Below are 17,559 nucleotides of genomic sequence, written 5' to 3'. Positions count from 1 at the left end.
CGGCTCGGGAAAGAGGTCGAACAGCAGGATCTCGGACACCCCGGCGATCATCGCCCGCGCCCGCTCAAGCACCTGGGTGGGGCTCTTAAGCCCGTAGACGCGATCGTCGGCGGGCGCGGGTTGGAGCCGCGCAAGGGCGTCCTCGGCCGCCGAGCGGCGCGTCTCGAACCCGCTGGCTAACGCGGCCAGGACCTCGTCCGGACGTGCGGCGCGGAAGGTCTTGGGCTCGCCCTCGTCGGTGAGCACCGCCCCCTTCTGCGAGAGAGCGGCGAGCGCCTGATAGACATTGGCCGGCGCCTTTCCGACAGCCCGCGCCAGTCGATAACCGGTCGCTGGGCCTCCGCGCAGCAGCTGGCAATAGAGGCCGGCCTCGGTCTCGGTGAAGCCCAAGGTGGCCAAGGCGCGTTCGGCGTCCATCCACGATCCTCATTGCTAGTAGTAACCACTACTAACATTGGCCGAGGAGGACGCCAGTGAAACCTTCGTAAGGTTCAGCGCGACGTGAGCGCGCGGATCGCCTGGGTTCCGTCGAGCGCCAGGTCCTCCACGGGATCGGCCCTGAGGCTGAGGTGCGCGAAGATGGAGCGGGCGCCTTCGAGATCGTCGGGTCCGACGGGCCGAAGAACACCATCCGGCCCGGCGGTCAGAGGCAAGATTGTAAGGCTGACCCCGTTGACCACATTGCCGCCGATGACTGCCGCCGTCCGTGCCTCGGCGTCGACCCGCACGACGATGTCGCAGTGACTGGCGGCGCGCCTGCCCTGCTCGGCTCGACGGTCGGCCAGGGTCCGGTAGCGCGTACCTGCCCGTGCGTTGCACAGCAGGTCACCTGGCGCGATCGGCCGCTCGCCGGGGTCATAGGCGACGAAGGCGGCGTCTGGCGCCTGGCCGTCGCGCGCCTCGATGGCCTGGTCGATATAGCGCCAGTGGCCGATGTCGCGCCGGAACTGCCCCATCTCGCCCAGACCCGCCTCGCACATGACCCAGCTGACGAAGGCCGCCGACCAGGGCTCGACCCAGAAGGTTTCCCCGTCGCCGTCGCGCCAGGCGCGGTTCTGGCGTCGCACGATCTCCTCGCCGTCCGGCGTGGAGGACCAGTAGCCGGCGACCGAGGCGTCCATCCGTGCCTCGCTCTCCCAGGCGCCGAAGCGAACCCCGTGCCGAGCTTGGCGCGGCGCAGGCAAGGTTGGGTTCACGCTGTCGGCCACCACGCCTTCCGGCAGCATCCGCGTCTCGGTGGGGCGAGCGTCAAAGGTCTGGAAGCCGAAGACCGCCCATTCCTGCGCCGCGATCTCGACGATACGCCGGCGCGCCCAGTGGGTCGGCCCCACGCGGCAGGCGCGCTGCACGATGCGCATGTCGCCCCGCCCGCCGGTCACCCTCTCTGACGGAGGAATGACGTCCAGCACTTCGCGCGGCAGCCGGTCCTGTGCCGTCGCGGGCGCGGCGACCAGCAGGGCCAGGCCGACTACAGCGGCGCGCACGCCTGCTCCAGCCAGGCGCCGGCCTCGCCGTCGACCAGCGGCCCGACCTTGGCCAGGACTTTTGCGTGGTAGTCGTCCACCCACGCCCGTTCGACGGGGTCGAGCAGCCCGACCTCGATCAGGCGGCGATCGATCGGCGCCATGGTCAGGGTCTCGAAGCCCAGCATGGGGCGTTCGCCGCCGGGGATGTCCGAGGCTTCGGTCACCACCTGGAGGTTCTCGATGCGGATGCCCCAGTGGCCGCCCTTGTAGTAGCCAGGCTCGTTGGAGACGATCATGCCGGGCAGCAGGGCCTGGGTGTTCACCGCCTTGGCGATGCGCTGCGGACCCTCGTGGACGCCGAGGTAGCTGCCCACCCCGTGGCCGGTGCCGTGATCGTAGTCGAGACCGGCCATCCACATCGGCACGCGCGCGAGCGCGTCGAGCTGATGTCCAGTTGTCCCCGCCGGGAAGCGAATGCGTGACAGGGCGATGTGGCCCTTCAGCACGCGCGTGAACCGGTCCCGCTGTTCGGACGTCGGCTCGCCGATCGCCATCGTCCGGGTCACGTCGGTCGTGCCGTCGAGGTACTGGCCACCGCCGTCGACCAGCAGCAATGATCCCTTCTCGACCCGCCGGATGGTCCGGGTCACGGGCCGATAGTGGGGCAGCGCTCCGTTGGGCCCGGCGCCGGCGATGGTGTCGAAGCTGAGGTCCTGCAGGCCGGGCGCCTGGTCACGAAAGCTCTCAAGGACGCGCACGACCTCGGCCTCGTCCGGCAGGGTCTCTTGGGCCTCGGTCGCCACCCAGTGCAGGAAGCGCGACAGGGCCGCACCGTCACGAATGTGGGCCTGGCGGGTGCCCTCGACCTCGGTCGCGTTCTTGGCCGCGCGCGGCAGGGTGCATGGATCCATACCCCGCACGACCGTCGCGCCGGCCGCGGCCAGCCGGTCGAAGTACCAGGCCGAGGACTGGGCCGGGTCGAGCAGAACCTTCTTGCCCTTAAGCGCATCGAGCGCCGCCGGGAGCGCCTCGGTCGGCTGCAGCGCCACCTCGTTGCCTAGCCAGCCGGGCAGTTCGTCAGTGACCTTGGCCGGGTCGAGGAACAGGCGCGCATGACCGTCGCTGTCGAGGATGGCCTGGCCGATCGGCAGCGGCGTGCGGATGACATCCCCGCCCCGAACGTTGAACAGCCATGCGATGGAGGCCGGCGCGGTCAGGACGGCGGCTTCCGCGTCGAGCGGCTTCAGGCTCTCGCCGACGCGCCGACGCTTCGACTCGCTGGATTCGCCTGCGTACTGCTCGGAGTGCGGCACGACCGGCGCCGTCGGCTGGGCGGGGCGCTCGTCGCCCCACGCGGCGTCCAGCGGATTGGCGTCGACCGGCTTCAGCGTCGCCCCGGCCTTAGCGGCCGCGCGCTTCAGATGATCCAGCGCCTGCGGACTGTGGAGCTTCGGGTCGTAGCCGATCACCGCGCCCTTGGCCGCACCCTCGATGAACGCCGGGGGCCCGCCCTCGACAAGATCGAGGATCTCGAAGTGCGCCTCGTCCACTTGGTCGCGGACCTGAAGCGTATAGCGGCCGTCGACGAAGACCGCCGCCCGGTCCTTCAGCACCACGGCTGCGCCCGCCGAGCCGGTGAAACCCGTCAGCCAGGCCAGCCGGTCATTGGCGGCGGGCAGATATTCGTTCTGGTGCTCGTCCTCGTGCGGGATGACGAACCCGTCCAGCCCCTGCGCCTCCAACTGGGCGCGAAGCCTCGGCAGGTGGCGCGAAGCGAAGGATCGGTCGGTGGCTTCTTCGAAGGTCTGGCGCATGGCCGAGGTTTAGCCCCGGCCAGGCGCGGCTGGAAGGCCGCTACTGAGCCGGCGGGGTTTCGACCACGACTTCAACGTCGTCGGCGGGCGGCGGGTTCGAGGGCGCCGGCGGACTGACAACCACAACCGGCGGGTCACGGACCGCATCGGCGGCGCTGCGGGCCGCGCTTTCAGCGGCGCGATCCGCCGCCGCGGCCGCTGCCGCGACGCTGTCCTGCGCGCCTTCCAACTGGCCTTGAAGGCGGGCGTCGGCGATCGCGTCCTGGACCTCGTCCGGATCGACGCCCGGTTCCCCGGTGGTGGCCAGCACCATCCACAGGACCGCCACGATCGCGAGCACGGCCACGATCCCCGCGATCCACCAGGCCGTCTGGTTTGGCTGTCGATCGGTGATCACCGTCTCCTGCGTGCCCACGGCCGCGGCGCCCGGCCGAGCCAGCGGGTCCGGTTCGACGATCGTCGTCCGCGTCGTTTCCTGATGGAAGGGATCCTGGTCGCTCATGGCGGCGCCCCACTGCGGTCTCGGCAGTCGAACGGCTCCGCTAGCGTCGGGTTCCGGCCTTAACCACGCCTGAGCAGCAGCGCGCTCCACGCGTCGTGGTGGATCACCCGCTCGACCGTAAAGCCCAGCGCGGTGTAGGCGGTCGCCACCTCATCCTCTTGGGATCGCAAGAGCCCCGACAGGATCGCGTGGCCGTCCGGTCTCAGGACGCGATGGATCGGCGCCGACAGATGGATCAGCGGCGCAGCCAGGATGTTGGCGAACACCAGATCATAGGGCGCGTGGCGCGTCACCTCGGCATGGCTCAGGTCGCCGTCCTCGACGACGGTGATGGCGGCGCCGTTGATCTCGGCGTTCTCGGCGGCGATGCGCACCGAGGGCTCGTCGATGTCGGTGCCGACGACGACCGGCGTGCCGGTGACCGAGGCGGCGATGCCGAGCACGCCCGTGCCCGTGCCGACGTCGAGCACCCTGCCCGGCGATCCGGCGGCGAGCACCTCGTCGAAGGCCTCCAGGCAGCCGACGGTCGTACCATGGTGGCCGGTGCCGAAGGCCGCGCCCGCTTCGATCCGCAGGTTCACGGTGTCCGAGGGGACCTTGCCGCGATCATGAGCCCCATAGACGAAGAACCGCCCCGCCCTTACCGGCGGCAGGCCCGACAAGGACATGGCGATCCAGTCCGCGTCCATCAGGTCCTCGACGACGACCTCCAGCCCGCCGTTGCGCAGGATGCGGGCCATGCCGTCGGCCTCAGACGAGGTCGTGGGAAAGCCGTCGATGCGCCAGACGTCTTTCGCCTCATCCTCCTCAAGGATGGAATAGGTGGCGCCCTCCAGCAGGACATCAGCGTCGATGCGGTCGGCGGCCGCCTCGGCCAGTTTGCGCGAACCACGTGCGATAATCTGGACGGCGGACTCGGACATTCGGTAAGACTCGTTATGCTGGCGATTCTCCGGGGCGATCGCGCCGGGTTCAGGATCCGCACATACATCCCAGGGGTCGGCGACAACATGGCCAAGAGTCCGGCGAAGTCCACTTCATCCAAACCTGCGGCTGCCAAGCCCGCCGCGTCCAAGCCCGCGGCTGCGGCCAACGCGTCATCCGCCGCCAAGCCCAAGACGGCCGCGAAGGCGAAAGCGCCCGCTACGGCCAAGGCCGCGGCCAAGCCGGCGTCGGCGACGAAGACGGCGGCCGCGAAGAAGCCCGCAGCGGCCAAGACGACGGCTGCAAAGTCGCCCGCAGCGACCAAGACGGCGGCTCCCAAGGCCGCCGCGAAGTCGGCGGCGCCGAAGGCGGCTGCGAAAGCCGCGCCCAAGGCAGCCGCAAAGAAACCTGCCGCCAAGGCGCCGGCTCGTCCCAAGGCGGCCGCTCCGAAGCCGGCCGCTCCGGCAGCGGCCGCGCCGAGCGCTCCCGCCGCTCCGGCCAGCTCGACGCCAAGCTACGCCAAGAAGGAAGAGAAGGGTTTCTTCTCCAAGATCGTGGACGCCATCTTCGGCTCGCGCTGAGGACAGGCTCCAGACATGCGAAGGGCCGGCGTCGCGAGACGCCGGCCCTTTTGCTTTCGGCCCTGAGCCTTAGGGCAGGTCTTCGGCCAGGATCGCCATGTTGAAGGTGAAGGAGCCGTCCTCGTCCTCGTCCTGATAGACGACGCCGATGAACTCGTCGCCGATGTAGACCTCGGCGGAATCCTTCTGCTTGGGACGCGCCTTGACGTTGATCGCGCCGTTGGTGAAGGCGCGCTTCAGGTACATCTCGATGCGCTTGATGTCGGTCTCTTCCACGGGCGGGCCTCGGCTTGTCTGATTGGCGCGGACCCTAGCGGCGTCGCCCCGTCAGGCCAACCCTCAGATCGAGAAGTCGTAGACGGCGTCCGCCAGGGTGTGGTCCATCGTACGCGCCGGATCGGGAACGGCGGGGCAGTTCACCACCCGCGCGGGCACGCCCGCGACCGTGCAGTGCGGGGCGACCGGCTTCAGCACGACCGAGCCCGAGGCCACCTTGGCGTAGTCGCCGATCGTGATGTTGCCGAGCACCTTTGCGCCCGCGCCGAGCAGGACGCCCTTGCCGATCTTGGGGTGGCGGTCGCCGCGCTGGGCGCCCGTGCCGCCGAGCGTCACCGCATGCAGCATGGACACGTCGTCGCCGACCGTCGCCGTCTCGCCGATGACGATGCCGGTACCGTGGTCGAGGAACACACCCGCGCCGATCCTGGCCGCCGGATGGATGTCCACCTGAAACAGCTCCGAGACCCGGCTCTGCAGGTACATGGCCAGGGTCGTCCGTCCCTCCCGCCACAGCCAGCCCGCGACGCGATAGGACTGCAGCGCCTGAAAGCCCTTGAAGAACAGGAACGGCTGCAACGCCTGCTTCGCTGCCGGGTCGCGCTCGAGCACCGCCTGCAGGTCGGCCTCGGCCGCCGCGACGATGGCCGGGTCCGAGGCGAAGGCCTCGTCGCAGACCTCGCGAAGCGCCATCGCGCCGAGCTCCGCGTCGCCGAGCTTTCTCGCCAGCTGGAAGGACAGGGCCGCGGCGAGGTCCGAGTGCGACAGAATCACGGCGTGCAGCAGGCTGCCCAGAGCCGGCTCGGCGCGCGCGGCCTCGGCCGCCTCCGCCTGCAAGCGCGGCCACAGTCCGTCTCTGGGTTTCAGCGTCTCGATCGCGGCGCCCATGGTCGTCTCCCTCTTGCCCTAACCTAGCATGGCCCTGGCCAGTTTGGGCGGCAGTTCGCCCGTCACCGCCATGTGGTGCGCCTTGTAGGCCGTCGCCACCGTCATGGCGTCCCTGACCTGTCCGCGCCCGATGGCGGCCAGCAACTCCTGGAACGGCACGCGCGCCAGCACCAGCACCTCGGTGCCGTCGAGTTCTCCCTCGCAGGCGCTCAGATCCCAAGCCAGCCAGGTCATCGCCCGCTCGTCTGTGATGGAGTTGGACAGCTCCATCGACAAGGCCGGTCGCCAGACCCCGGCCCTGAGCCGAGCCTCCTCGGCCAGTTCGCGCTTCACACCCTCGAACGGGTCCTCTTCCAGAGGCGCGCCGCCTTCCGGCATCTCCCAGGAGAAATTGGCCAGGGTGAACCGCTGCTGACCGACCAGCACGACCGTGCCGTCGTCGTGGATCGGCAGGACCCCCACCCCGACATTGCGGAAATGCACCCAGGCGTAGTCGACCTCGCGCCCCGTGGGCGCCACGGCCTGCTGAGCGATCATCTCCATCCAGGGATTTTCGAACAGGCTTTGCGCCGGGCCGCGCTCCCACGGGGTCGGCTTGTCGGTTGTCAGCCAGTCGGGTTCGTCGGTCATGCTCGGCTTTCGGGTGGCGGGGCGGCGGCGAGCCCCCTAACTTGCACGCCATGTCCAGATTGTCCTGTCTTGCCGCCGCCGCCTCTCTCGCCACGGCGCCGGCGTTGGCCCAGGAGCGGCCGCTGACCGACGAGGAGGTTCTCGGCCTCGCCCGCGAAGAAGCCGTGTGGTGCGAGAACTGGAGCGACCAGACCCGCGATTGCGAGAGTCTCTACATGCTCCGTCAGGCCCCCGACGGGACACTGGTGCAGAGCGGCATGTTCTTGATGAGCGACGCGCCCGCGATCCGCGTGATCGTCGCCGAGCGCGTCAGCCTTACCAACGGCCGGCTGTGCAGCTCCGGCTCGACCGAGGAGCTCAACATCCAGGCCACGATGGACGGCCAGCCGTCGCTCGAGGCGACCCTCATGGTGCGGGCGCTCCTAACCGAGGCCATGGCCGAGTTCGCCGACGCCCAGATCTGCCAGCAGCTGTTCGCCACAGATGATCCCCAGAGGCTGGAAGAGATCATCACCGCGGACGAGGAACGGCTGACGGACTTCGAATCCAGCTATCGGCTGGGCACGGTCGATACCGGTTTTCTCTTGAGGCCGGTGATCGAGGACGAGGACCAAGGTCAGGTGCATCTGTGAACGAATTCGGCGGCGCTCTCCCCCTCCCCGTCGCGGACGGGGACTTCCTCGATCGGCTGGCCCGGCGGCGGTCCGCGCCCGCACAGTCTCTCGCGGCTCCTGGCCCGGCCGCCGACCAGCTCGCGCGTATCCTCGAAGTGGCGGCCCGCACGCCCGACCACGGCAAGCTCTTTCCCTGGCGTTTCGTGATCATCGAGGGTGAAGCCAAGTCCAGACTGGTCGCGGCCTTGCGGCCATTGGCGGAGGGACAGGCCGATCCGGCCAAGGCTGCAAACGTCCTGGCCAAACTCGCCAACCCGCCGGTCTCCGTGCTCGTCGTGTCCCGCCCGGTCGAAGGTCACAAGGTGCCGGTCTGGGAGCAGCAGCTGTCCGCCGGCGCCGTCTGCATGAACCTGTCTCACGCGGCCGCGGCGTTCGGCTTCTCGGCCAGCTGGATCACAGACTGGTACAGCTACGACCCAGCGGCCCGTCCGTTGCTCGGCCTCGAAGCGGGTGAACAGGTCGCCGGCTTCGTCCACCTGGGGACCCTGGCCGAGCCGCCGCTGGAACGTCCTCGGCCGGACATGGCGGAGATCGTCAGCCGACTGGACTGATCGCCCCCTTGTCCACTACCTTTCGCGCGTCACGGAGGGCATGGACATGCGCCTGATTTCAATCGCCTTCGCGCTGTTGACGGTCGCGGCGCCGGCGCTGGCCCAGACATCGCCGGAACTTCCGCCTCCCCTCGACCAGGTCGGTCTGGAATGGGAGCGCCGACCTTCGATCGAGCGGGTCGCCCAACTGTATCCGCCGGTCGCCTGGCGGGCCGGACATCGTCGAGGTCTGGCGCGATTGTCCTGCACCTCCCAGGCCAACGGTCGTGTCCGTTGCACGCCGATCGAGGAAGATCCGGCTGGCTTCCGGTTTGGAGAAGTGGCCGTCCAGGTCATGGACCGTGTCATCGTCAGATCCACGGACGGGGGGCCGGTCGCCGGCCGGACGTTCGGCTACACCATCCGTTTCGGCTACTGGCCGCCCCGGCTGTTGCCCGACAGCTACCATCCGAGCGAGGCCGGTTTGCGCTGGGTCGTGAGACCCGACTTGAGCGAGTGGGAAGGGCGAGACTATCCCGAGTTCAATGTCGAGCCGGTCATCATGTTCGAATGCGTTGCCTCGGCGGAAGGAACACTGGCTTCCGCCGATGTGTACCGGGACCCTGAAAACATCGACGGCATCGTCGAGGGCGTGCTGAGGTCGCTGGAGCGGGCGCGCGTTCAGAGGATCGACGGCGGCTCGCCGGAGGGCGTGCGCTTCCGGTGGGGGATGAGGCTGTTCAGCCGGAACTACGTTCCGCCTCCGGCCGATTGACCAGGCTGACCAACACCACGCTGATGATCATCAGCAGGAACCAGCTGCCGAGCTTGGCGAGCGACACCGGGCTCCAGCCGTCCTCCTGGCCGGGATAGAGCCAGGCCTGGGAATAGGTGCCGATGTTCTCGGCGAGCCAGATGAACAGCGCCACCAGGAAGAAGCCCAAGGGCACGGGCATCCAGCGCCGTACCCGGTCCGGCGTGAACCAGAAGCGCGTCCGCCAGAACAGCAGGAAGGTCGCCGCGAACAGCAGCCAGCGAAAATCCCAGATCCAGTGGTGCGCGAAGAAGTTCATATAGATGGCCGCCGCCAGCAGCCATGTCGTCCATAGCGGCGGATAGTGGGTGAAGCGCATCTCGAAGATGCGCCAGATGCGCGCGATGTAGCTGCCGACCGCCGCGTACATGAATCCCGAAAACAGCGGCAACTCGCCGATGCGCAGCAGGCTCGGCTCCGGATAGATCCACGAGCCGGCGGCCGTCTTGAACAGCTCCATCACCGTCCCGGCGACGTGGAACAGCAGGATGACCCGGGCCTCGTCCAGGCTCTCCAGCCGAAAGGCCAGCATGGCTGCCTGGATCAGGATCGCGCCGATGACCAGGAAGTCGTACCGCGCCAGCGGGGCGGCTTCCGGCCACCAGAAATGCGTGCCCAGCAGCAGGGCCAGCATCAGCCCGCCGAACAGGCAGGCCCAGCCCTGTTTCAGGCCGAACATCAGGAACTCGAAGGCGTAGCGTCCGGCTTGGCTGCGATCCGCCGCCGCCTGCACGCGTCCAAGAAGATCGCGCCCCCACCGCTCGAGGGGCAGCGCGCCGGGGTGTCTCATCCCCGCCCGCGGTAACTCGGCACGCCGGGGTCCGGGACCCACAGACCCTCCGGCGCCGGACCGGTCTGCCAGAAGACGTCAATCGGAATGCCGCCGCGCGGATACCAGTAGCCCGCGATGCGCAGCCAGCGCGGCCTGGCCGTCTCGACCATGCGCCGGCCGATCATCACAGTGCAGTCCTCGTGGAAGGCTCCATGATTACGGAAGCTCTGAAGGAACAGCTTGAAACTCTTGGATTCAATGAGCCATTCGTCGGGCGCATAGTCCACGACCAGATGCGCGAAGTCCGGCTGGCCGGTCACCGGGCACAGCGAGGTGAACTCCGGCGCCGTGAACCGCGCCAGATACAGCGCATCCCGCTGAGGGTTAGGCGCGCGCTCCAGCACGGCCTCGTCCGGGTTGTCGAATCCGCGGATGCCTGAGCCGAGCTGGGTGAGGCCTGAAACGTCGATGGTCATGGACCGCGATTAGCGCTGAACGCCCGCGCGCGCCACTCCCGCTTTCCCCCGGCGTCCGGCGCGCCTACAAAGCCCGCCGAGTTTCAACGGACCGGGCCCCAGTCATGTATCGCACCCTCGCCGCCGTCCTCGCCGCCGCTTCGCTCGGCGCCTGTTCCTCAGTCATGGGCGAAGCGCCCTCGCCCGCCGCCCCGGAGGCGCCGATGGTCCAGCTGGTTCAGGATGTCCATTCCTTCGCGCGACCCAACGAGGCGCGGGTGACCCATGTGGACCTGGACCTGACGGCGGACTTCCAGCGCCGCGTGCTCTCGGGCACGGCCACCCTCGACATTCGCACGGCGCCCGGCGCGGACGAGATCGTCCTGGACGTGCGCGGCCTCAACATCCGCGCGGTGCGGTCCGAAACCGGACCCCTCCAGTGGCGCCTCGGCGAGGCCGTTGATCATCTCGGCCAGCCCCTGATCATCGGCCTGACCCCGGGCGCCAGCCAGATCGAGATTGACTACGAGACCAGCCCGGACGCGGCGGCGCTCCAGTGGCTCAGCCCGTCACAAACCGCCGGCGGCGATCAGCCCTATCTGTTCAGTCAGGGCCAGGCGATCCTGACCCGCACCTGGGTCCCGACCCAGGACAGCCCGGGCATCCGCCAAACCTATTCCGCCCGCATCGTCGCGCCCGAGGGTCTGCGCGCAGTGATGAGCGCCGAGATGCTGACGCCTGAGGGCGAGCCTGCCTCGGACGGGCGCGCCTACCGGTTCCGCATGGACCGGCCGGTGCCGCCCTATCTGATCGCCCTGGCCGTCGGGGACATCGAATTCGCCGGCGTGGGCCCCCGCACCGGCGTCTACACCGAGGCTGAGATGCTGGAGGCCTCGTCCGAGGAGTTCGTCGATCTCGAGCGCATGGTGGTCGAGGCCGAGGGACTTTATGGCGACTACCGCTGGGGCCGGTACGACCTGCTGATCCTGCCGCCGTCCTTCCCCTTTGGCGGCATGGAGAACCCTCGCCTGACGTTCGCCACGCCCACCATCATTGCGGGCGATCGGTCGCTGGTTTCGCTGGTGGCCCATGAGCTGGCGCATAGCTGGTCCGGTAATCTGGTCACCAACGCCACCTGGGCCGACTTCTGGCTCAACGAGGGCTTCACCACCTATTTCGAGAACCGCATCATGGAGGCCGTCTACGGCGAGGAGCGCGCACTGATGCTCCAGGCTCTGGGCTGGCGCGACCTCCAGGCCACCCTCGCTGACCTGCCGGCCGAGGACACCCGTCTGCATATCAACCTGGACGGCCGCGATCCCGACGAGGGCCTGACCGACATCGCCTATGAAAAAGGCGCATTGTTCCTGCGGACGATCGAACGGATCGCCGGCCGCGAGCGATTCGACGCCTGGCTGCGCTCCTATTTCGACCGGAACGCATTCCAGCCCATGACGACCGAGGGCTTCCTCGCCGATATCCGCGCGAATCTGATCCGCGGAGACGCCGCCCTGGAACAGCGGCTGATGTTGGAGGAGTGGATCTACCAACCGGGCATTCCATCGAACGCCATCGAGCCGGTTTCGCCGGCCTTCGCCATCGTCGGCCAGGCGGCCGATGCGTTCGCGGCCTCTGGGGTCATTCCCGCGGCATGGGGCGACTGGACGACGCAGGAACGCCAGCACTTCCTCGGCGCCCTGCCTGACGAGATGACAGCCGCCCAGCTGGCGGCGCTCGACGACGGGCTCGGCCTCTCGAGGGCCGGAAACTCCGAGGTGCTTTTCGCCTGGCTGATGATCGCCATCGAGAACCGCTATGAGCCCGCCCTGCCGTCGCTCGAGCGCTTCCTGCTCGGCATGGGCCGGCGCAAGTTCGTCCTGCCCCTGTTCACCGCCCTGATGGAGGAAGGCGACTGGGGCCAGCCGATCGCCCGGCGCATCTACGCCCAGGCCCGGCCGCTCTATCACTCGGTCACGACCGGCTCGGTCGACCGGGTGGTCGGCGTCAACGGCGGCTGATGCGGACCATCGACGCGCGGGGCCATCGCTGCCCCACGCCGACGCTGAAACTCGGCCGGGCGCTGCGCGAGGCGGCGCCCGGTGACGAGATCGAATTGCTGGCGACCGATCCCATGGCCCGGATCGACGTGCCGCACTTCCTGGCCCAAACCGGGCATGAGCTGATTTCGACGGAGGAGCGGGACGGCGTGCTCGCCTTCCGCGTTACCAGAAGTGCTTCGGCTCCGACAGGCTGAGGTCGGCTTCGTCCGTCGCCTTCGCAGCCGGATTGGCGCGCCGGTATTCGCGCAGGGCGATCTCGATCTCGGTCGCGAGCGCCCCCCCAAAGAAGACTGCGTTCACATTCCAGCTCAGCCAGATCAGGAACACCACGACCGCGCCCACCGAGCCGTAGGTCGCGCCCAGTTCGACCACCTCGTTCACGTAGTAGGCGCAGGCCCAGGACGCAAAGATCGACAGCCCCGCCGCGGCGACGCCGCCGCCAATGGAGGCCCGCCAGGGCACCTTGCGCGAATGCGACATGGCGAACCGATAAAGCAGGGTCAGCCCCGCCATCAGGCCGAGGCACGCCCACAACCATTCCGTGTCCAGGCCGGTGCCCTCAAACGGTTCGTGGGTCGTGGTTTCATGCATCAGCCGAATGGTCAGCACGGCCCCCGATACGGCCGTGAACAGGGCGAAGGCGCAGATCGCCACGACGAAGGCGAGGAGGTTGAAGCGCAGGAACCCGTGGTGGTCCGTCTCGTCGTGAATGAAGGTCAGGCCCGCCAGCACAGCCTTGAAGCCCCGGTGCGCCGCATAGGCGCCGATGACCAGGGCCAGGGCGCTCTGGGCCGAGACGGCCCGAACCGGCGCCTCGGTCAGGCGCACGATCTCCTCGCGGAAGAGGCTGCGGGCGCCGCGGGGCACGACGTCGGCCAGGGCCGCCGCCTGTTCGATCCCGAACCCGAGATTGAGGACGACCTTGTAGAAGGTGATCAGCAACGCCACGGCCGGGAAGACCGCCAGGAGGGCGAAGAAAGACACCCCGCCCACATAGAGCATGACGTCCCGGCCCCACAGGCGACCGAAGGCGCGACCCAGCACGCCCAACACCCGTCGCGGCCCGATGCGTCGCTGCGGTTCAGACTTCATCACCTGCGCCATCGACCCATTCGTCGCCGCGATCAAGAGCGTCGCCTTCGATACCCTTTGCTTACCGGATCACGTAAGACCTGACTCGTCCTGCTTCGCGCCTTCCAGGGTTCCTTCTTCCGTGCAGCCACGCGCCCGCGTTCTTCTCCTCGCCGCCGAGGACGACCTTGCCGGTCCTCTCGCCGATGGCCTGGACCCGCTCGGCTGGGGCACGGTTACGGCTCGCACCGTCGAGACCGGCGAGCGCGCCGTGGCCGACCTGGAGATCGAGGCGGTGATTGTCGACGCCAGAGTCGGTGACCCGCAAACCGTAGGGCGACTCAAAGGCGCTGCGGGCGCGCGGCGCCTTCCGGTCCTGGCCCTTGGCGGCCCGGCGCCCGCCGCGGACCTGCTCATGGCGCCGCCCGTGCAACCCGCGCAGGCGGCCCTGCGCCGCGGACAGCTGGGGCGCGCGGCCGTCACCGGCGAGGAACTGGAGCTCCGCCGTCAGACCTTCGAGGAACGCGGCCAGCAGCTCGCCATCGACACGGCGCGCGGGCCGAGCCGCGTCTTGGCGGTCGGCGAGCCGGATCCGCGCTTCCTCGCCCTGTCGAACGTCCTGGAACAGCGCCAGGTTGAGCTGACAGCCGCGCTCACGCCCTATACGGCCTTCGACTACCTGCACGAACGCGAGTTCGACGCCGTCCTGCTCTGGGGCGGCGAGAAGCGGGCGGAGGCCTTGTCGATCGCCTCGGGCATCAAGCGCAACACGCGCCTCTACCACCTGCCCGTCGTGCTCTATGTCCGCTCCGACGCGGAGATGAACCTGTCGGAGGTCTTCAACCGAGGCGTCGCCGACATCGCCTCTCCGGACGCGCCGGTCGAAGAGACCGCTGACCGGGTGCTCGCCCTCTCTGACGCCTTCCGCCGGCACAATCAGGTTCGGGAGGCGCTCGAAAAGGCGCGCCACTCGGGCCTCATGGATCCGACGACCGGCCTGTTCACGCGAGAGCTTTTCGCTGCGCATCTCGCGCGGCTGTCGCACGCGTCGAGCGTCAGGGCCCGCCCGCTGTCGGTCTGCGTGCTTCGCGTGGCTGACCGCGGCGCCGTCGCCGAGGCGCGCAAGGGCGGCTGGGTCGATCGGGCCATGCCCCAGATCGGCGCCATGATCTCACGCCTGGTTCGTGCCGAGGACACCGCAGCCCGGCTGTCGCCAGAGACCTTCGCTCTCGCTCTGCCCGCCACGCGGCTGGGTCAGGCCAGGCTGGTCAGCGAACGCATCGCGGCCGTCATCGGCTGCACGGCCTTCCACGCCGGCGAAGACAAGACGCCCTTCGTGGTGGAGTTCGACATCGGCGAGGCCGAGCGGATGCCGACCGAGAGCCCGGTGTCTCTCCTGGAACGGGCCGCCCTGAATGCGCGCACGCCGACCGCCTAGGCTGCGAAGGCCACCTTCGCCAGCCGGCCCACGATCCGTTCCGCCGCCTCCAGCCGGTCCTGCGCCGTCGGCCAGTCGCCCTTGATCACGATCTTCTGGTCCGGTCGCACCTTCCAGGACCCGCCGCCCGACTGGATCAGCTGGACCAGCCCCGGAGGATTTGAAAAGACATCGTTGCGGAAGGCCACGACCGCGCCCTTGGGCCCCACATCGATCTTGGCGACGTTGGCCTGGCGGCACAGGCCCTTCACGCCCACGACCTTGAGCAGCTGCGCGGCCTCTGGCGGCAGCGGGCCGAAGCGGTCGATCAGCTCAGCGGCCAGGGATTCGCGGTCCTCCAGCTTCTCGGCCTCGGACAGGCGGCGATAAAGCGCCAGCCGCACGTTGAGATCCGGCACATACTCCTCGGGAATGAGCACCGCCGCCCCGGCGTTGATCTGGGGCGACCAGCCGCGCGCGTCCTCCAGCTCCTCGCCGGATTGGGACTTCAGGGCCTGGACGGCGTCCTCCAGCATCTGCTGGTAGAGCTCGACGCCGACCTCCTTGATGTGGCCCGACTGCTCCTCGCCCAAGAGGTTGCCGCCGCCCCGGATGTCGAGATCGTGGCTGGCCAGCTGGAAGCCGGCGCCCAGGCTGTCGAGCGACTGCAGCACGCGCAGGCGCCGCTCCGCGCCGAGGGTCAGGGCCTTGTTCGGCGGCGTGGTCAGGTAAGCGAAAGCCCGCGCCTTGGACCGGCCGACGCGCCCGCGCAGCTGGTAGAGCTGGGCCAGGCCGAACATGTCGGCGCGGTGCACGATCAGCGTGTTGGCCGCCGGCACGTCCAGCCCGCTCTCGACGATGGTCGTCGACAGCAGGACATCGAACTCGCCCTCGTAGAAGGCGCCCATGACGCCCTCCAGCTGGGTCGCGGACATCTGGCCGTGGCCGACGGCGACCTTAACCTCCGGCACCTGCTCGCGCAGATAGCGTTCGATCTCGGGCAGGTCCGACAGGCGCGGCGCGACGTAATAGGCCTGACCGCCGCGGTACTTCTCGCGCAGCAGGGCTTCGCGCACCGTGACCGGATCGAATGGCGTGATGTAGGTCCGGACCGCGAGGCGATCGACCGGCGGGGTGGCGATGATCGACATCTCGCGGATGCCGGACAGGGCCAGCTGCAGCGTCCGCGGGATGGGCGTCGCCGTCAGGGTCAGCATGTGGACGTCGGCGCGCATCGCCTTCAGCCGCTCCTTGTGCTTGACGCCGAAGTGCTGCTCCTCGTCGACGATCACCAGGCCGAGGTCCTTGAAACCGACCTGTTCGGAAAGCACCGCGTGGGTGCCGACGACGATGTCGATCTCGCCGGCCTTGAGGCCCGCGCGCGTCTCGGCCGCGTCCTTGGCGCCGACCATACGCGACAGCTGGCGGATCTTCACCGGCCAGCCGGCGAAGCGATCGGTGAAGGTCTTGAAGTGCTGGCGCGACAGCAGTGTCGTTGGGCAGACGACCGCGACCTGCTTGCCGCTCATGGCGCTGACGAAGGCGGCGCGCAGCGCCACCTCGGTCTTGCCGAAGCCGACGTCGCCGCAGATCAGCCGGTCCATCGGCTGGCCCTTGGCCAGGTCGCCCAGCACGTCGCCGATGGCGTTGAGCTGGTCCTCGGTCTCCTCATAGGGGAAGCGGGCGCAGAACTCGTCGAACAGGCCGCGCGGCGGATCGATCGCCTCGCCGGTGCGCAGAGCCCGCTTGGCCGCCAGCGCAATGAGGCCTTCGGCCATGTCGCGCAGCCGGGCCTTGGCCTTGGCCTTCCTCGCCTGCCAGGCCGCGCCGCCGAGCCGGTCGAGGGTCACACCCTCGCTCTCCGAGCCATAGCGGGTCAGCAGGTCGATGTTCTCGACCGGCAGATAGAGCTTGGCCTCGGCCGCATACTGCAGCTCCAGGCAGTCGTGCGGCGCGTCCTGCACCTCCAGCGTCTTGAGCCCGTCGTAGCGCCCGATGCCGTGGTCGATGTGCACGACCAGATCGCCCGGGCTGAGGCCGGAGGCCTCGGCCAGGAAGTTGGCGGCGCGACGCTTCTTCCTCGGCCGCGCCAGCCGGTCGCCGAGGATGTCGGTCTCGGAGATGACCGCCAGGTCGCCGGCGACGAAGCCGTGCTCGACCGGCAGGACAATCCGCTGCGGCTGGTCCGCCTTGCCCGAACGCGCCTTGGCCCAGTCCCTGGCGAGCTTGGTGTCCCCCAGTCCGTGGTCGGCCAGCATGGCGCCCAGCCGCTCGGACGCCCCCTCAGTCCAGGAGGCGAACAGGACGCGCTTGCCGTCCTTCTGCAGGCCCTGGGCGTGGGCGGTCACCGCCTCGAACAGGTTCACACTGTCCTGCGCCCGCTCGGCGGCGAAGGTCCGGCCCTGGACGCCACCGAGATCGATGACGGTCTGGCCGTCCTTGTGGAAAGGCGAGAACTTGCGCCACGGCCGGCTCGACAGCCGCTCGGCCCATTCGTCCCGGGTCAGGTACAGCGCCCGCGGCTCCAGCGCGTGATAGGCCGGCTGCCCCTTGCCCTTGCTCATCTCGCGGCGCGTCTCGTAGGCGTCATCGATCATCGCCAGCCGCTCGTCGCGGGCGTCCTCGGCCTGCGCGTCCAGCAGGACGACGGCGTCGTCGGGCAGATAGTCGAACACCGTCTCCAGC

General features: G+C 69.0%; 19 protein-coding genes. 7 read left to right on the top strand and 12 right to left on the bottom strand.

Features of this window, described 5'->3' with window-relative positions:
- The 5 genes from Q0M60_RS00225 to Q0M60_RS00205 all read right to left on the bottom strand — a co-directional run.
- Positions 1-417, bottom strand: a 417-nt coding sequence (locus Q0M60_RS00225) for a helix-turn-helix domain-containing protein (protein ID WP_296814401.1), incomplete at its 3' end; no start/stop codon positions are given.
- 74 nt (positions 418-491) lie between these two features.
- Positions 492-1,484, bottom strand: coding sequence for a DUF2272 domain-containing protein (locus tag Q0M60_RS00220; protein ID WP_296814398.1), 993 nt, complete (start codon positions 1,482-1,484; stop codon positions 492-494).
- Positions 1,469-3,280, bottom strand: coding sequence for an aminopeptidase P family protein (locus Q0M60_RS00215; RefSeq protein ID WP_296814395.1), 1,812 nt, complete (start codon positions 3,278-3,280; stop codon positions 1,469-1,471). The genes Q0M60_RS00220 and Q0M60_RS00215 overlap by 16 nt, the downstream gene beginning before the upstream one ends.
- Positions 3,281-3,320: 40 nt before the next feature.
- Positions 3,321-3,782, bottom strand: a complete 462-nt coding sequence (locus tag Q0M60_RS00210; RefSeq protein ID WP_296814392.1) for a hypothetical protein — start codon at positions 3,780-3,782, stop codon at positions 3,321-3,323.
- A 59-nt stretch (positions 3,783-3,841) separates the two neighbouring features.
- Positions 3,842-4,705 (bottom strand): 50S ribosomal protein L11 methyltransferase, encoded by an 864-nt coding sequence (locus tag Q0M60_RS00205; protein WP_296814389.1) that lies wholly within the window; start codon positions 4,703-4,705, stop codon positions 3,842-3,844.
- An 87-nt stretch (positions 4,706-4,792) separates the two neighbouring features.
- On the opposite strand from Q0M60_RS00205, the gene Q0M60_RS00200 reads away from it, so the two are divergent.
- On the top strand, positions 4,793-5,287 hold the full coding sequence (locus tag Q0M60_RS00200) for a hypothetical protein (protein WP_296814386.1): 495 nt from the start codon (positions 4,793-4,795) through the stop codon (positions 5,285-5,287).
- 69 nt (positions 5,288-5,356) lie between these two features.
- Here Q0M60_RS00200 and Q0M60_RS00195 read toward each other — a convergent pair whose 3' ends face one another.
- The 3 genes from Q0M60_RS00195 to Q0M60_RS00185 all read right to left on the bottom strand — a co-directional run bounded on the left by Q0M60_RS00195 (position 5,357) and on the right by Q0M60_RS00185 (position 7,081).
- Positions 5,357-5,563, bottom strand: a complete 207-nt coding sequence (locus Q0M60_RS00195; protein WP_296814384.1) for a DUF3126 family protein — start codon at positions 5,561-5,563, stop codon at positions 5,357-5,359.
- Positions 5,564-5,626: 63 nt separating this feature from the next.
- Positions 5,627-6,451 carry a serine O-acetyltransferase gene (cysE, locus tag Q0M60_RS00190; RefSeq protein WP_296814381.1) on the bottom strand — a complete coding sequence of 275 codons (825 nt, stop codon included), beginning with the start codon at positions 6,449-6,451 and terminating at the stop codon, positions 5,627-5,629.
- An 18-nt stretch (positions 6,452-6,469) separates the two neighbouring features.
- Entirely contained in the window at positions 6,470-7,081 is a 612-nt protein-coding gene (locus tag Q0M60_RS00185; RefSeq protein ID WP_296814379.1) for an NUDIX hydrolase, read from the bottom strand.
- Between the two features lie 50 nt (positions 7,082-7,131).
- Here Q0M60_RS00185 and Q0M60_RS00180 point away from each other — a divergent pair, with 50 nt between their 5' ends.
- The 3 genes from Q0M60_RS00180 to Q0M60_RS00170 are packed head-to-tail and all read left to right on the top strand — an operon-like array spanning position 7,132 to position 9,060.
- The gene (locus tag Q0M60_RS00180; RefSeq protein ID WP_296814377.1) at positions 7,132-7,713 is read left to right on the top strand and encodes a hypothetical protein; all 582 of its coding nucleotides are present in this window, start codon (positions 7,132-7,134) and stop codon (positions 7,711-7,713) included.
- Positions 7,710-8,306 carry a nitroreductase gene (locus Q0M60_RS00175; RefSeq protein WP_296814375.1) on the top strand — a complete coding sequence of 199 codons (597 nt, stop codon included), beginning with the start codon at positions 7,710-7,712 and terminating at the stop codon, positions 8,304-8,306. Before Q0M60_RS00180 ends, Q0M60_RS00175 begins: the two co-directional genes overlap by 4 nt.
- A 46-nt stretch (positions 8,307-8,352) precedes the next feature.
- Positions 8,353-9,060 carry a hypothetical protein gene (locus tag Q0M60_RS00170; RefSeq protein WP_296814373.1) on the top strand — a complete coding sequence of 236 codons (708 nt, stop codon included), beginning with the start codon at positions 8,353-8,355 and terminating at the stop codon, positions 9,058-9,060.
- On the opposite strand, the gene Q0M60_RS00165 is transcribed toward Q0M60_RS00170, so the two are convergent.
- The gene (locus tag Q0M60_RS00165; RefSeq protein ID WP_296814370.1) at positions 9,026-9,889 is read right to left on the bottom strand and encodes a DUF817 domain-containing protein; all 864 of its coding nucleotides are present in this window, start codon (positions 9,887-9,889) and stop codon (positions 9,026-9,028) included. The two genes, Q0M60_RS00170 and Q0M60_RS00165, sit on opposite strands and share 35 nt — an antisense overlap.
- Positions 9,886-10,347: a preQ(1) synthase gene (gene queF, locus Q0M60_RS00160; RefSeq protein WP_296814369.1), complete on the bottom strand. Its 462-nt coding sequence runs from the start codon at positions 10,345-10,347 to the stop codon at positions 9,886-9,888. The genes Q0M60_RS00165 and queF overlap by 4 nt, the downstream gene beginning before the upstream one ends.
- Before the next feature lie 104 nt (positions 10,348-10,451).
- On the opposite strand from queF, the gene Q0M60_RS00155 reads away from it, so the two are divergent.
- Entirely contained in the window at positions 10,452-12,344 is a 1,893-nt protein-coding gene (locus tag Q0M60_RS00155) for a M1 family metallopeptidase (protein ID WP_296814366.1), read from the top strand.
- A complete protein-coding gene (locus Q0M60_RS00150; protein WP_296814364.1) occupies positions 12,344-12,580 on the top strand; it encodes a sulfurtransferase TusA family protein in 237 nt (78 codons plus the stop codon). The genes Q0M60_RS00155 and Q0M60_RS00150 overlap by 1 nt, the downstream gene beginning before the upstream one ends.
- Here the strand turns inward: Q0M60_RS00150 and Q0M60_RS00145 are convergent.
- Positions 12,549-13,478, bottom strand: a complete 930-nt coding sequence (locus tag Q0M60_RS00145; RefSeq protein WP_296814362.1) for a YihY/virulence factor BrkB family protein — start codon at positions 13,476-13,478, stop codon at positions 12,549-12,551. The two genes, Q0M60_RS00150 and Q0M60_RS00145, sit on opposite strands and share 32 nt — an antisense overlap.
- 121 nt (positions 13,479-13,599) lie before the next feature.
- Here Q0M60_RS00145 and Q0M60_RS00140 point away from each other — a divergent pair, with 121 nt between their 5' ends.
- The gene (locus Q0M60_RS00140; protein ID WP_296814360.1) at positions 13,600-14,895 is read left to right on the top strand and encodes a diguanylate cyclase; all 1,296 of its coding nucleotides are present in this window, start codon (positions 13,600-13,602) and stop codon (positions 14,893-14,895) included.
- Here Q0M60_RS00140 and mfd read toward each other — a convergent pair.
- Positions 14,892-17,559, bottom strand: a 2,668-nt coding sequence (gene mfd, locus Q0M60_RS00135; RefSeq protein ID WP_296814357.1) for a transcription-repair coupling factor, incomplete at its 5' end; no start/stop codon positions are given. The genes Q0M60_RS00140 and mfd overlap by 4 nt on opposite strands.

This window comes from Brevundimonas sp. (assembly GCF_024711105.1).
Taxonomy (GTDB): Bacteria; Pseudomonadota; Alphaproteobacteria; order Caulobacterales; family Caulobacteraceae; genus Brevundimonas.
This window is presented reverse-complemented; position numbering and strand designations above follow the sequence as displayed.